The sequence below is a fragment of the Rhodococcus sp. NPDC055024 genome (assembly GCF_053608585.1).
The window spans coordinates 13,146-26,879 of the sequence record NZ_JBSGVT010000015.1; the positions used below are offsets into that span (position 1 = coordinate 13,146).

Annotated in this window: 15 protein-coding genes; 7 read left to right on the top strand and 8 right to left on the bottom strand. The window is 62.4% G+C overall.

All coding sequences use genetic code 11. The annotated features are described in order from the left end of the window. Nucleotides 1-43 precede the first annotated feature (43 nt). Nucleotides 44-1,399 (top strand): threonine ammonia-lyase IlvA, encoded by a 1,356-nt coding sequence (gene ilvA / locus ACWF6P_RS26025; RefSeq protein WP_452623005.1) that lies wholly within the window; start codon nucleotides 44-46, stop codon nucleotides 1,397-1,399. Between the two features lie 13 nt (nucleotides 1,400-1,412). Here the strand turns inward: ilvA and ACWF6P_RS26030 are convergent, their stop codons facing one another. Continuing rightward, entirely contained in the window at nucleotides 1,413-1,934 is a 522-nt protein-coding gene (locus tag ACWF6P_RS26030; protein ID WP_003941685.1) for a TetR/AcrR family transcriptional regulator, read from the bottom strand. A 129-nt stretch (nucleotides 1,935-2,063) separates the two neighbouring features. Between ACWF6P_RS26030 and ACWF6P_RS26035 the strand changes: the two genes are divergently transcribed. Continuing rightward, nucleotides 2,064-3,608 carry an MFS transporter gene (locus tag ACWF6P_RS26035; RefSeq protein ID WP_378636905.1) on the top strand — a complete coding sequence of 515 codons (1,545 nt, stop codon included), beginning with the start codon at nucleotides 2,064-2,066 and terminating at the stop codon, nucleotides 3,606-3,608. A gap of 24 nt (nucleotides 3,609-3,632) precedes the next feature. On the opposite strand, the gene treZ is transcribed toward ACWF6P_RS26035, so the two are convergent. From treZ to ACWF6P_RS26055, 4 genes are all read right to left on the bottom strand, one after another. Then, entirely contained in the window at nucleotides 3,633-5,354 is a 1,722-nt protein-coding gene (gene treZ / locus ACWF6P_RS26040) for a malto-oligosyltrehalose trehalohydrolase (protein ID WP_452623006.1), read from the bottom strand. A gap of 171 nt (nucleotides 5,355-5,525) precedes the next feature. Further along, nucleotides 5,526-5,657: a hypothetical protein gene (locus ACWF6P_RS26045; RefSeq protein ID WP_256922339.1), complete on the bottom strand. Its 132-nt coding sequence runs from the start codon at nucleotides 5,655-5,657 to the stop codon at nucleotides 5,526-5,528. Then, nucleotides 5,654-6,244 (bottom strand): TetR/AcrR family transcriptional regulator, encoded by a 591-nt coding sequence (locus ACWF6P_RS26050; RefSeq protein WP_452623007.1) that lies wholly within the window; start codon nucleotides 6,242-6,244, stop codon nucleotides 5,654-5,656. The genes ACWF6P_RS26045 and ACWF6P_RS26050 overlap by 4 nt, the downstream gene beginning before the upstream one ends. 59 nt (nucleotides 6,245-6,303) lie before the next feature. Next, nucleotides 6,304-8,295: an MFS transporter gene (locus ACWF6P_RS26055; RefSeq protein WP_452623008.1), complete on the bottom strand. Its 1,992-nt coding sequence runs from the start codon at nucleotides 8,293-8,295 to the stop codon at nucleotides 6,304-6,306. 201 nt (nucleotides 8,296-8,496) lie between these two features. Between ACWF6P_RS26055 and ACWF6P_RS26060 the strand changes: the two genes are divergently transcribed. The 3 genes from ACWF6P_RS26060 to ACWF6P_RS26070 are packed head-to-tail and all read left to right on the top strand — an operon-like array spanning nucleotide 8,497 to nucleotide 9,786. Then, on the top strand, nucleotides 8,497-8,691 hold the full coding sequence (locus tag ACWF6P_RS26060; RefSeq protein ID WP_230813481.1) for a DUF1918 domain-containing protein: 195 nt from the start codon (nucleotides 8,497-8,499) through the stop codon (nucleotides 8,689-8,691). A gap of 57 nt (nucleotides 8,692-8,748) precedes the next feature. After that, complete coding sequence (locus ACWF6P_RS26065; RefSeq protein ID WP_452623009.1) at nucleotides 8,749-9,372, top strand: TetR/AcrR family transcriptional regulator; 624 nt, start codon at nucleotides 8,749-8,751, stop codon at nucleotides 9,370-9,372. A gap of 57 nt (nucleotides 9,373-9,429) precedes the next feature. Next, nucleotides 9,430-9,786 carry a PLD nuclease N-terminal domain-containing protein gene (locus tag ACWF6P_RS26070; protein ID WP_003941757.1) on the top strand — a complete coding sequence of 119 codons (357 nt, stop codon included), beginning with the start codon at nucleotides 9,430-9,432 and terminating at the stop codon, nucleotides 9,784-9,786. A 1-nt stretch (nucleotide 9,787) separates the two neighbouring features. Here ACWF6P_RS26070 and ACWF6P_RS26075 read toward each other — a convergent pair whose 3' ends face one another. Continuing rightward, nucleotides 9,788-10,678, bottom strand: a complete 891-nt coding sequence (locus ACWF6P_RS26075; RefSeq protein ID WP_452623010.1) for a LysR family transcriptional regulator — start codon at nucleotides 10,676-10,678, stop codon at nucleotides 9,788-9,790. Between the two features lie 83 nt (nucleotides 10,679-10,761). Here ACWF6P_RS26075 and ACWF6P_RS26080 point away from each other — a divergent pair, with 83 nt between their 5' ends. Further along, complete coding sequence (locus tag ACWF6P_RS26080; protein WP_452623011.1) at nucleotides 10,762-11,658, top strand: EamA family transporter; 897 nt, start codon at nucleotides 10,762-10,764, stop codon at nucleotides 11,656-11,658. A gap of 19 nt (nucleotides 11,659-11,677) precedes the next feature. On the opposite strand, the gene ACWF6P_RS26085 is transcribed toward ACWF6P_RS26080, so the two are convergent. Then, the gene (locus tag ACWF6P_RS26085; protein ID WP_452623012.1) at nucleotides 11,678-12,271 is read right to left on the bottom strand and encodes a TetR/AcrR family transcriptional regulator; all 594 of its coding nucleotides are present in this window, start codon (nucleotides 12,269-12,271) and stop codon (nucleotides 11,678-11,680) included. A 55-nt stretch (nucleotides 12,272-12,326) separates the two neighbouring features. Here ACWF6P_RS26085 and ACWF6P_RS26090 point away from each other — a divergent pair, with 55 nt between their 5' ends. Continuing rightward, entirely contained in the window at nucleotides 12,327-12,746 is a 420-nt protein-coding gene (locus tag ACWF6P_RS26090; RefSeq protein ID WP_452623013.1) for a PaaI family thioesterase, read from the top strand. A gap of 36 nt (nucleotides 12,747-12,782) precedes the next feature. On the opposite strand, the gene ACWF6P_RS26095 is transcribed toward ACWF6P_RS26090, so the two are convergent. After that, entirely contained in the window at nucleotides 12,783-13,712 is a 930-nt protein-coding gene (locus ACWF6P_RS26095) for an NADP-dependent oxidoreductase (protein WP_452623014.1), read from the bottom strand. Between the last annotated feature and the right edge of the window lie 22 nt (nucleotides 13,713-13,734).

Consider the following 13,734-nt stretch of genomic DNA (forward strand, 5'->3'; position numbering starts at 1 on the left):
GGGGTGGTGGGAAGGTTGATCCCCGACGTGCGAAAATGGCGGAGTGTCTAACTCGCCCGATGTCGTAGTAACGAAGTCCACCGTCCCCGCGCTCGACGCGCAGGAGATCGACGCGGCCATCGAGCGAATTCAGCACGTCATTGCGGCGACACCGTTGCAGTACAGCGACCGTCTTTCGGCGTTGACCGGCGCACACGTGTACCTCAAGCGTGAGGACCTCCAAGGCGTTCGTTCGTACAAGATTCGCGGCGCGTACAACCTGATCGCTCAGCTCAACGAGGCCGAGCGCGCGGCGGGCGTCGTGACCGCCAGTGCCGGCAACCATGCGCAGGGCGTTGCCTTCGCGTGTCGGACCATGCAGATCAAGGGTCGGATCTACGTGCCGGCCAACACGCCCAAGCAGAAGCGTGATCGCATCCGCGCTCACGGCGGAGTGTTTGTCGAACTGTTCATGATCGGTGAGACCTATGACGCCGCCGCCGCTGCGGCCGCAGAGGACGTAGCCGAAACCGGTGCAACCATGGTTCCTCCGTTCGACGACGTACGCACCGCTGCGGGGCAAGGAACCATCGCAGCCGAGATCCTCACGCAACTCGACGCACCTCTCGACACGATTGTCGTGCCGGTCGGTGGGGGCGGTTGCATCGCGGGCATAGCCACCTATCTGCACGAGCGGTCGCCGAAAACGTCGATCGTCGGGATCGAGCCGTCCGGGGCCGCGTCCATGACGGCCGCGCTTGTTGCCGGAGGACCGGTGACCCTTCCCGACGTCGATCCGTTCGTCGATGGTGCCGCCGTCAAGCGCATCGGTGACGTTCCCTACGAGGTCGTCTCACGTCTGGGTGCTGCCGTCGTGTCACACGCGTCGTTGCCGCTGGTGGCTCGTCAACTTCAGACGCGTTCCGGTTCGGAATCGTTTGTCGTCAATCAGATCGACGAAGGCGCTATCTGCACGGCGATGCTCGAGCTGTACCAGAGCGAGGGCATCATCGCCGAACCCGCGGGCGCGCTTTCCGTTGCGGCACTTCAGAATCTGACGTTCGAGCCGGGCTCGACCGTCGTGTGCCTGATCTCCGGTGGCAACAACGACGTCTCCCGTTACGGCGAAATCCTCGAGCGTTCGCTCGTTCACCTCGGGCTCAAGCATTACTTCCTGGTCGACTTTCCGCAGGAACCGGGAGCGTTGCGCCGGTTTCTCTCGGACGTGCTGGGGCCGGACGACGACATCGCGCTCTTCGAGTACGTCAAGCGAAACAATCGCGAGACGGGTGCCGCGTTGGTGGGTATCGAACTCGGTTCCGCCGACGGTTTGGCGTCGTTGCTCGAGCGGATGGAGCACGCGCCGATGCAGTCCGAGAGGCTCGAACCGGGAAGCCCGGCGTACCGCTATCTGACGTAAGGGACGCCCCCGGTCAGGGCCGCAGTCGCTCGACTACCTGTCGATGCAGTTCGGGGTCCGGCTGGGGGAGTCCGAGCATGGCTGCCAGATACAGGCCGTCGCCGACGAGTCGGATGATCTCGGCCTGCACCGGGTCGGCGATCTCGGTCTGAAGGCCCTTGTCCCAGCTTCGCATCACATGTGTGACGGCTTTCTGGATTTCGTCGTGTTGTCCGTCGACTGTTCGGAGCGCAGCAATGATCGAGCGAAAGAGTGAGAGTTCTTCGCTTTCGTTCGCATCGGGGATCTGCAGGTAGAACTCGGTGACCGTGGTTCCGCCGGCTACGGCGTCGTCGAGTTGCTGATCAGAGCGTTCCCCGAGTCTGCGGACCATCGCCGCGAGGAGGGCTTCCTTACTGGGGAAGTGATAGAGGAGTCCGCCCTTGGAAACCCCGGCTTCGGCGGCAACGCCTTCGAGCGTGACTTGGGCGACGCCGCTGACCAGCAGCAGCTTCTCCAGTGCGTCGAGAATTCGATCGCGAGTGTCGGCAGCCATGTGATGTGACCCTACCCGGAAATAACTTTACCGCTCAGACGGTTCACTGTTACCGTAGACCTACTGTACCGGCTGGACGGTGCAGTGAATTTTTTCCGGAGAGAACTCAGAGAAAGTCGCAGGGGAGAAATGTCAGTGTCGGCAGATCACACGTCTGCAATCAATCCCGACGAGGTTCGGGCGACAAAGCGTGACTGGGCGGGCTTGATAGTCCTTGCCTTTGCTGTGTTGCTCATCGCAGTCGACGGCACGGTGCTCGATCTTGCGCTTCCGTTCATCAGCGCCGACCTCGAACCGAGCAGCACGCAGTTGCTGTGGATCATCGACGTCTATTCATTCGTGCTCGCCGGTCTGCTCATCACCATGGGTACGCTCGGTGACCGGATCGGTAGGCGGAAACTGCTCCTGATCGGCGCAGTCGGCTTCGGTCTCGCCTCGATCATCGCCGCTCTCGCTGTCAGTCCCGAGATGCTCATTGCCGCCCGCGTGCTGCAGGGTATTTCCGGTGCAACGCTGATGCCGGCCACCCTCGGTCTGATCCGCACGATCTTCGTCAACCCGCGTCAGCGCACCGAGGCGATCGGCGTCTGGGGCGCGATGGCAGGTGGCGGTACCGCGGCCGGCCCGCTGGTCGGTGGTTGGTTGCTCGAGCACTTCTGGTGGGGCTCGGTCTTCTTGATCAACATCCCGGTCATGATCGCGCTGGTCGTGCTCGGCCCGATCCTGATCCCGGAGTCGAAGGACCCCAATCCGGGTCGATTCGACCTCGTCAGCGCTGGTCTGTCGATGGCGACCATGTTGCCGCTGGTGTACGCGGTCAAGGAATCCGTGGTGCACGGCGTCAGCATCACGTTGCTGGTGATCGGCCTTGTCGGTCTCGCGGCCGGCTACGTGTTCGTGCGTCGTCAGCGGATGCTGAAGGATCCGATGTTGGATCTGAAACTGTTTGCCAACGCGTCGTTCTCCACCGCCGTCATCACCAACCTGCTCTCGATCTTCGCGCTGGCAGGTGTCCTGTTCTTCGGTTCGCAGTACCTGCAGTTGGTGCTGGGTAACTCGGCGCTCGACGCCGGCTTGCTGATGCTCCCGGGTATGTTGCTCAGCGCATTCACCGCGGTTGCGGCGGCCTGGTTGATTCGCCGGTGGTCGGTGTCTCACGTGCTCAGCGCAGGCCTCGCGGTTGCCGGTATCGGCGCTGCGATGCTGCTCGCCCTCGGGGTGGACAGCGGGCCGTTGATGTTCGTGATCGGCTTCGGTCTGGCCGGTGCAGGTGTCGGTGTTGCATTGACGTTGACCTCGGATCTTGTGGTCAGTTCGGTGGAACCCGAGCGTGCCGGCGCTGCGTCCGCAGTGTCGGAGACTGCGTACGAACTCGGCATCGCGCTCGGCGTGGCAATCCTGGGCAGCGTGGTGATGGCGATCTTCCGTAAGGGAATCGACACGTCCATGCTCGAAGCAGATCAGGCGCACGCTGCGCAGGGCACCCTCGGCGGTGCGCTGCAGGAAGCAACGTACCTACCGGGTGAACTCGGTTCGGTACTTGCCGATTCCGCGAAGTCGGCGTTCGTCGACGGTATGCACGTTGCTGCCGGTGCGACTGCTCTGGTTCTGTTCGTCAGTGCCGCATTGGTTTTGCGGATGCTGCGAAGTACACCAGAGAACGCGAAGCGTTAATACGTGCGGAATCTCGAGGGTTAGTCAGCTTTCGAGTACGACGAACGAGTGCCCAGGCACGAGGGTTGCGGACGCGGTCTCGTCCTGTGTCGGCGGATCCCACCAGAGGATGGGGGTTCCGCCGGCCGGGACCGAGGCCGCGTCCGTTCCCAGATTGCACACGATTTGTAAAGCGCCGCGGCGTAGGGTGATCCACTGTTTTTCCTCGTCGTAGTCGACGTGCAGGTGCCCGAGCCAAGGGTCGGTGATCTCGATTCGCTTCTTACGCAGGGCCAGTAGATCGCGATAACACTCGAAGACGCGCGCGGGCGTCTCGTCGGTTCGCTCGCTCCAGTCCAGTTTCGACCGCAGAAATGTCTGGGGGTCTTGTGGATCCGGAATGTCGTCGCTGTTCCAACCGTGGGCTGCGAACTCCGCCTTGCGGCCCTTGGCGGTGGCCTCGCCCAGTTCCGGTTCCGGATGCGAGGTGAAGAACTGGAACGGGGTAGTGGCTCCCCATTCTTCGCCCATGAACAGCATCGGCGTGTACGGCGAGAGCAGGACCAGTGCCGCCTTGATCACCAACTGTCCTGGCGTCAGATAGGCGCTGGGGCGGTCACCGATCGCGCGGTTGCCGATCTGATCGTGGGTGCACGTGTATGCGAGCAGAGCGCTGGCCGGCTGATGGGTGATGTCGATCGGACGTCCGTGGACCCGCCCTCGAAATGACGAGTACGTTCCGGCGTGGAAGAATCCGCGCCGCAATGTATTTGCCAGGGATTCCAGGGATCCGAAGTCGGCGTAGTAACCTTGGCGTTCGCCCGACACGGCCGTGTGAATGGTGTGGTGGATGTCGTCGTCCCACTGCGCGTCCAAGCCGAACCCGCCCGCCGCGCGCGGCGTGATGAGAGTGGCGTCGTTGAGGTCGCTTTCGGCAATCAACGTGAGCGGTCGACCCAGATGGGCCGACAGTGTTTCCGTTCGGACCGCGAGTTCCTCGAGGATGTGCGTTCCGGTGTGGTCGACCAATGCATGGACGGCATCGAGACGTAGGCCGTCGATGTGGAAGTCGCGCATCCATCGCAAGGCATTGCCGATGATGTACTCGCGAACCTCGCCCGATGCAGGACCACCGATGTTGATCGTTCGGCCCCACGTGTTCGCGCCGTCCGCGATGTAGGGTCCGAACCGTTCGAGATAGTTGCCCGACGGGCCCAGATGGTTGTAGACCACGTCCAAGATCACGCCGAGCCCGCGTTCGTGGGCCGCATTCACCAAGCGTTGCAATCCGTCCGGACCACCGTAGATCTCGTGGACCGTGTACCAGAGCACACCGTCGTAGCCCCAGTTGTGAGTTCCGTTGAAGCCGTTGACCGGCATGATCTCCACGAACCCGACGCCGAGGTCCACCAGGTGATCGAGACGTTCGATCGCGGCGTCGAAAGTTCCTTCGGTGGTGAACGTTCCGATGTGCAGTTCGTAGACGGACGATCCTGGGAGTTGCCGTCCGGTCCACTGAGAGTCGGTCCAGGACGCCTCGTGCAGTTGGTGCAGTTGGGAGAGAAGGTGCACGCCTTCGGGCTGGCGTGGTGACCGCGGATCCGGAAGGATGTCGCCGTCGACGACAAATCCGTAGCGAGCCTGGGTGTCGCAGTCGACCTCGGCTCGCCACCATCCGTCGTCCGTGCGGTCCATGTCGTAAGTGATGCCGTTGACTTCGACCCGGACCGATTCCGGTGTGGGCGCCCAGACCTCGAAAGTATGCACACGATCAGCATGCCTTGTTCGGTCGGATGTAGCAGCCTGGCAGGGTCGAATCCGTCCTGCTCTCAGCCCGTCATCGCGAAGAAGGTGGGTGCGCGGCCCTAACTTTTCATACCTGTCGAGTACTCGCCCGTCTCCGGATGACGAGAGGCAGCGTCGTTTTTCCGAGCCGGATCATTCGTCGGCGGGCTCGATGTGTTCGGCACCGAGGACCGAGAGTCGGTATTCCTGGGCGTCCTGCTCGGTTTCGAAATCCTTCTCTTCGAGAAGATTTCGATCAGCGTCGAGGTATCGGTAGGTCGTCATCCCTCCACCGTGCCACTGTTGTCCGATTCGTGCTCGGAGACCGGGTAACTTTCGTCGACGATCGTTTGAATGAGTCTCCCGTAGTGCTGGACCAGATCTTTCGACGACAACGAGTCCTCTCCGAGGAGGTCGAGAGTCCGCATACCGGTGGCAAGCCCGAGCATCAGTGAAGCAACCAGTTGGCTGCGCACCAGATCGGGCGACGTGTCACCGATGTGTCGTGCAATCCCGTGTACGTAGCGTTCCTTGATCTCGGCCCGGGCGGCGTCCGGGTCCGGGGCTTCGTGCACGAGTATGGCGAGCATCGCCCATGGATCAGTTTCGTCGGCTTCCCTGCGGCCGACGAGCCTCTCGACCAGTCGGTAGCCGACGTCACCGGAGGAATCGGCGTTCGGGGCCTCGTCCATCGGAGGTGTGGATGGAATTGCTGCCGAATACAACCGAGCTTTGCTGCCGTATATCTTCATGACCAAGGCAGGGGAGTAGCCGGCCGCGGCTGCGACGTCCTTGATCTTCGTCGATGAGTATCCGTGTTCGGCGAACAGTGCTTTCGCTGCTGTGAGGATGGTGTCTTCGGCGGTACTCATGTCGGGATCTTCTCATGGCTGGATGTTCGTACGGTCGGATGTTCGTGCGGTCGGTTCCCTCATGCGGTCGTCAGTGGCTCCGCGTCGACGGGAACGTCGAAGTCGATGACGGTGGACTGTGCGATAACGGCGATCTGACGTGCCAGTGTGCCGTGTCCGCTCTCGGTCAAGGCGGTCAGGATGTATCGACCGGACGTGGGCAGCGCGATTTCGTAGTGCCCAGATCCGTCGGTGACTGTGGAAGCGACGAACTCGCCAGTGGGTTTCGTCAGGGTGACGACGGTTCCCGAAGTCGTTCGGCCACCAACGCTTACGCTGCCGGCGATTGTGAGCCTCTCGCCGAGCTCTACGGTGTGCGTCGATTGTGAGTTGTCGAAGCAGATCACCTGTGACCTCGGGGACCAGCCGTCAGCGCTCGTCACCACCAGGTACCGGCCGGGCTGAGGTAGCGCGAGGGAGAAGCTGCCCTCGTTGTCGGCACGACTCCAATCGATCGGTCGTCCTTCCAAGTCCATCACGGTGACAACTGCCTGCCGGATCGGTCGGCTGTCCGCTCGAACGACGCGACCGGCGACCACGATTTCGGTATCGCTCGCCGCAGCGTCCGGAAGTTCGAAACCTTCGAGGGTTACTGGGCGAAGTGCCGTTTCGGGTTTTGCACCGCGGCGCGGAATGAATGCGGCCGCAGCGGTCGCAGCCACTGCTGCGAGGGCGGCGAACCAGAATATGTTCTTGAAAGCGTCGATCGACGGAAGTCCTTCACCAGGTCCGGACGAGATGACCATCGAGGTGAGCATGGCGGCCACCACGGCGCTCGAGACCGAGGTGCCGACCGAGCGAAGGAGTGAGTTGAGGCCGTTTGCCGACGCGGTTTCGGTGATCGGGACCGAGCGCATGATCAACATCGGCATCGCGGAGTAGGCGATCGCAGTTCCGATACTGACCACCGCCGCGCTGATCACGATCAATGCGATCGACCCGGTCAGGAACACGCGCGCGATGTAGGCGAGCGCGAGCACCGTGCCGCCGACGATCAGAGTGATCTTGGCGCCGAATCGTTTGGTGATGTTCGCGGACACCGGAGCGAAGAAGACCATAGCGAGGCCTGCCGGAATCATGCACAGCCCAGCTGCCATCACTCCCAGCTCGAAGCCGTACCCGGAGATCTTCGGCATCTGCAGCTGTTGAGTGGTCGAGAGGTTGTTCGCGTACATCGAGAAGCCCACGAGAATAGAGGCGACGTTGGTCAGTAGAACCGGCCGCTTGGCCGACGTCCGCAAGTCGACCATCGGTTGGGTAACCCGGAGCTCGTAAGGGAACCACAGCGCGAGCGTCACGATCCCGATGACGAACATCAGCAACGTCGGTTCACTGGTCCATCCCCAGCGGGCGCCCTTGGAAATGGCCAGAAGAAGTGCGGCAAGTGAAACCGAGAGCATGACCGCGCCGACGAAGTCGAACTTGCCACGGGTACGAACACTTGATTCCGGGACTACGACCGCTACGGCGATAGTGAGGACGATGCCCACGATTGCCGAGAGCCAGAAGATGGCCGGCCATCCGAGATGCTCGTAAATCAACCCGGCGAGCGGGAGTCCGAATGCCGCGCCGACCCCGAGAGTGGCACTCATCAACGCGGTCGCCGACGCGACCTTCTCCTTGGGGAGTTCGTCGCGCATGATGCTGATCCCGACCGGAATCATCGAAATTGCAAAACCTTGAAGCCCGCGCCCGATGAGCAACGCAACGAAGTTGCCGCCGATCGCTGCGACTAGTGATCCGATCACAATTGTCGTCATCGAGACCAACATCATGCGTCGTTTGCCGAACATGTCTGCCAACCGGGTCACGATCGGGGTGGCCACAGCACTGGTCAGCAGGGTGACGGTGACAAGCCACGAAGCGTCGTCGGTGCTGACGCCGAAAATCTTCGGAAATTCAGGCAATAGTGGAATGAACATCGTTTGTTGCAGTGCGACCACGGTGCCGGACAGACAGAGGATTGCGGTGATGAGCCGACTCGAACGGCGAGGGGTTGGAGACGAGTGCAATGCCAACAGTCTTGTCCTTCACGAGGAGTGGGGTGAACGAGAATTCACCCAGAGTGAACCACTGTTCACCCTAAAATGTCACGTCGGCAGATTGTGTCTTCGGTCACGGCGATGGCGTCGCAGGTGGTTTCCTTGCCGGTTTCGAGGGAACAACGGAAGTGGTGTTCTGTGCCTGCGCTGGGCGGGCGGCAAGGAGGAGTGATGCGTGCCGAAGTTGGTGACCGCCTTCATGTTCAAGGGCGAGTTGTCGGTCAGTCCGAGGTGACCGCCGAGGTCCTCGAAGTTCACGGCGATGACGGGGGTCCGCCGTATCTGGTGAGATACGACAACGGGCACGAGGCGCTCGTGTTTCCCGGTAGTGACGGTTGGATCGACCACCCCGGAAAAGGCTCCTGATCTGCGTAGTTCTTTCCGTGCATGGCTGTTGCATCGAATGCGGCTAGAGTGTGCGCAATGGAGGGCAAACGCCAGTATCACTCCCGCGTGCGCGAGGCCTCGGCGCAGCGAACCCGAGAACTCATTCGTGATGCGGCACAGGCTCTGTTCGTGCGGGACGGGTACGTCAGCGCCACTGTCAAACAGATTGCCGACGCCGCCGGCGTGGCCAATCGGACCGTGTTCACAGCGTTCCCCGGTGGAAAGCTCGAGATCTTCGAAGCGGCGCTCGCCGAGGCCCTCGACGCCGATCCGGTTCCTCTCGGCGCGCCGAGTTCGGCCTCGGACCCTGACGACGTTCGGCGGATCGTCTCCCAGATCGTGGCGCAGGGCATCGGACTGCTCGAACGCGCCGGCGCGCTCATGATGGTCACAGTGGAATCCTCCGGTGCCGATTTCGATATGCGTCGTCTGTCCGAGGAATCAGCCGAGCAATCGGCAGTCAACGCGATGTCGATAGCGGAGGGCCTGTCGGAGCACGGTTTGCTGAGGCCGGAGATTTCGCTCGACAAGGCCGCCGGAATCCTTGCCGCCTTCGTCTCGCCTCAGCTTCACCAGCAATTGCGTCGTGTCAGCGGTTGGGACGTCGACGCGTATCGAACGTGGCTCGAGTTCAACATTCGTCACAATCTAATGTACTAATCGGTCTGTTTTAGTTAGCATGGCGAGGGTTTTTTATACTCGGGAGGAATCGCCAGCGTGCCCTATGCCTTGTTCGGCCTCATTACGATGCTGCTCTGGATCTTTTGCATCGTCGACGCGATCACGAGAGATGACGCCTATATCCAGTACCTACCCAAGGTCGTCTGGATTCTGATCATCATCTTCCTTCCCACATTGGGGTCGGTGCTGTGGCTGGTGGTCGGTCGCGGGCAAAACGCACCTCGTGGGTACGTCGGCCCAACCGGTTACGGCGAATACGAGCGTCCGGGCCGCGCGGTGGCCCAGGATCCCGCGGCGGACGAAGCCTTCCTGCGTCAGTGCCGCGAGCGGGCGGAGGAGCAGCGGCGAATCGCCAAGCAGCAGCGCCGCGACGGCGACGCCGATCGGATGTGAGTTACCGGTACGTCATGAGCTGGTCCAGTACGAGACGAAGCGGCGGCCAGGATGTTCGCCCGCGACGGGTCACCGCATAGGCAGTAAGGATGACGGGCGGATCGATGAGTGGTTCGACGTGTACGCCTTCGCGAGTCTTGCGTTCGAGAGGCATCAACCCGACGCCGTAACCGCTGAGGATCAAGAGTTCGACCAAGTCGAGACTGTCGATCTGGTGAGTGATCCGAGGGGTGAATCCGGCCAGCGATGCGAGAGTTCGGACGGCTCGCTCGTCTGCGGTGTTTCGTGAGTTCACTATCCACGGTGTGTCTGCGAAGGCGCGGAAGCCGATCCCGGATCTCCCGGACTCGTCGGGAGTATTCGCGTTGTCGGGAACGCACAGTCCCCACGGCGTAGACCAGAGCGGAATTGCTTCGAGTAGAGGGCTAGGCGACGCGGGGGCGAGGTTGTAGTCGTAGGTCAGTGCGAGGTCGAGGTCGTCGCGTTCGAGGAGTGCAAAGGCCTCAACTGGTTCGTATTCGGAGATCCTCACGTCCACCTGCGGATGGCTGTGTTTCAGGCTTAGCGCGACCGGGAGCATCGCCGTTCGGATGGCAGTCGCGAACCCGCCGACTCGCAAAGTTCCCACCGGTTCTGCGTCAGGATCGAGGTCCAGTCGAGCCGCGTCGAGAGCCGCCAGGATAGTGACGGCATGATCGGCGAGTCGTTGCCCGGCAGGTGTGAGGCGAACGCGTCGGCCTTCCGGCTCGATCAACGCAGTGCCGGTTTCCGCAGTCAGGGCCGCGAGCTGTTGGGACACCGTCGACGTCGTGAGGTTGTGAGCTTCGGCGACGGCGCGCATCGAACCCAGACGCGAGAGTTCGAGGAGGAGATGGAGTCGACGGGTTTCCATCCCTTGATCATTCACTAATCGTGAACATTATGTGGGTCAAAATCGCGTGGACGCGAACGGTCGCTGTCCCGTTCAATTCAGCTATGGATACGAGAGCGCGAGCCGGCGTCGGCCTGGCTGTTCTGGCGATGTTGTGCGTGCAGCTCGGGCTCGCCGTGTCGGTGGGTCTGATCGATCAGCTTGGCGCAGACGGAGCAGCGTGGATACGTCTCGCCTGGGCGGGCATCATTCTTCTGATCATCGTCAGGCCCCGTCCCTCCGCGTTCACTCGCAAAGCGTTTCTGGCCTGCGTGGTACTGGGTGTGGTCACCGCCGGCATGACGCTGTTGTTCATGGCGGCCGTCGAGCGTCTTCCTCTGGGAACGGCAAGCGCGCTGGAGTTCTTGGGTCCGCTGACGGTTGCATTGCTGCGGGGGCGTGGCCGCGTTCTGTGGCCGGTTCTGGCAGGCGTGGGCGTAGTCCTTCTCACTGAACCGTGGGCAGAGACAGTCGATCTGGTCGGTGTGGCGTACGCACTTGGCGCGGCGCTCTGCTGGGCGATCTACATACTGCTCACCCAGCGGGTCGGCGACGAGGTTGCCGGTATCAACGGGCTGGCGGTGTCGATGGCGGTTGCCGGACTGGCAGCGACAATTGCCGTGGCGCACTCGGCTATTGGGCGACTGACCCCGCACCTGATTCTCGTGGGACTCGGGCTCGCGATTTTGCTGCCCGTCGTCCCCTTCGTCTTGGAGATGGTCTCGTTGCGCAGGCTCTCCACGGCGGCGTTCGGCACGCTGATGAGTCTCGAACCTGCGTTCGCTCAGCTCATCGGTTTGGTTGTGCTGCACCAGGTCCCGAGCATTCTGGCGGTGGCCGGTATTGCTTGCGTCGTCGTCGCCGGTGTCGGCGCGGCCCGAGGTGGTGCTCGGGACGGGGCCCAGAAGCCGGCTGACCCACCCTCCGATTCCGAGCGAACGTACCTTTCGGCGCCTTCATGAGACCGAGAGTGCCGTTCGCTCAGCGGGAGTTCGCCGCCTCGATCGCGCCATCGAACAGGTCGGCGACCTCGCCGAGGGAGTCGAGAATCGGCTGACCTGATTGTTCGACGCGAGCCCGAACCAGCGAACCCTCGAGCGCCGACACCGCCAGGACGGCAAGGCGCTCCGCTCGGGTGCGCGCGACACCGGACCCGATCAGTGAGTCGCGCAGTAGCGATGACCACTGTCGGTAGACCGCCTGCCCGGCGGTGGTGACGCTCTCCGAATCGGGGGCGAGCTCCAGGAGCACCGTCGTGATCGGTGAGCCTTCGTGGAATTCGGATTCGCTCACCCATCCGACCAGTAACCGCGCGTACTCGCGTAGAAGCGACCCGGCGTCCGGTTGACTGTCGGCGAGTTCTGTCAGAGTGTCTGCGACCAACTTGCCGCCGACGCGAACAACCTCCGCGCCGATCTGCTCTTTACCGCCGGGAAAGTAGTGGTAGAGCGAACCTTTCGGGGCCCCACTCGACTTGAGGATCTCGTTGAGTCCTGTTGCTGCATACCCCTGGCGGCGAAAGAGATCGGCCGCTGCTCGGACTAGCGCTTCGCGGTGTTTCGGGGGAGTTGCCACGAGTTGGAGCTTAAACACCCCAGTGATCCACCACAATCTATGTAGACTGGTCTACATGGGAAATTCTGAAATGCTCGAACAATTGCGCGCGGTCAACGCGTCGGCGGCCTTCAACCGTTGGGCCGGATTCGAAGTCACGGAGGCAGAACCGGGTCGCGTCTGTCTGCGGCTCGAGTGGCGTGAGGATCTGGGCCAGTACTCGGGACACCTGCACGCTGCGCTCGTGGCGGGACTCGTCGACACCGCGTGCGGGTTCGCTGCCTTCACGCAGGTTGGTGTCGTGGCGGCGTCCAACTGCGCGGTCAATTTCGTGAGCCCGGGCGTCGGAACCGCATTTGTCGCTACGGCGCGCTCGGTCAAGGCCGGCCGCAAGCAGGTGTTCGTCACTGCCGAGGTACATGCCGAACGCGAAGGCGAATCGGTGCTCGTCGCGTTCGGCACCACCCTGTTGGTTCCACTCGCCGCTAAGGCCTAGGCAAGCGCTAAGGCCTAGACAAGACAGGCCTGAAGGTCACGGAATCAGGATGAACTTCCCGGCGGGGTGCGAACTCTGCAACTCGGTGTGAGCGAGTGCGACGTCCGCGAGCGGGAAGGTCTTGGCGATCTTCACGATGAGGTGTCCGGAACCGGCTTGTGCGACAAGTTCGGATCGTGCCTTCAACCGGGCTTCGGCGCTTGCCGGATTGCCGCCGCCGACGGAAGCGAAACCGTCGGTCTGAGCTCGCCCGAACGCGACAATGGTGACGATGCGACTCCTGTCGGTGACCAGAGCCAGAGATGCATCGACGGCTTCGTCCGTTCCGGCGGTGTCGAACGCCGCATCGACGCCATTCGGTGTGAGTTCACGAACACGCGCTTCGAGTCCTTCGCCGTAGAGCACCGGCGTCGCGCCGAGTGAACGCACGTAGTCCTGATTGGAGGCTCCCGCAGTGCCGATCACGGTGGCTCCACGAGCCACTGCCAATTGGACGGCAATCGCGCCCACACCGCCGGACGCGCCGTGGATGAGGACGGTGTCCCCGGAGCCGACTCGAATGGTGTCGAGGGCGTCGACTGCAGTTCCGCCGACAAGAAGGAGGCCGGCCGCCTGTTCCCAGCTGATGCCGGCGGGCTTCGCGGTGATCGAGGAGACCGGCACGACTACCTGTTCGGCGTAAAGACCGTTGCCAGGGCTGACGATCACCTCGTCGCCCACGGCTACGTCGGTGACACCGTCACCGACGGCCGAGACGACACCCGCAGCCTCGCCGCCGAGGTGGATCGGAAGTTTCTCGGGGTCGGTGCCGAAAGCGCCGCTGTAGAGCTTGAAGTCGAAGGGGTTCACGCCGATCGCTTTGACATCGACCAGGACTTCTCCTGATCCAGGCGACGGTAGATCCACGTCAACAAGCTTCAGGACCTCGGGCGTTCCGTATGTCTGCGCTACAACAGTTTTGGTCATGTGTCGCGCAACCGTCCTCGGG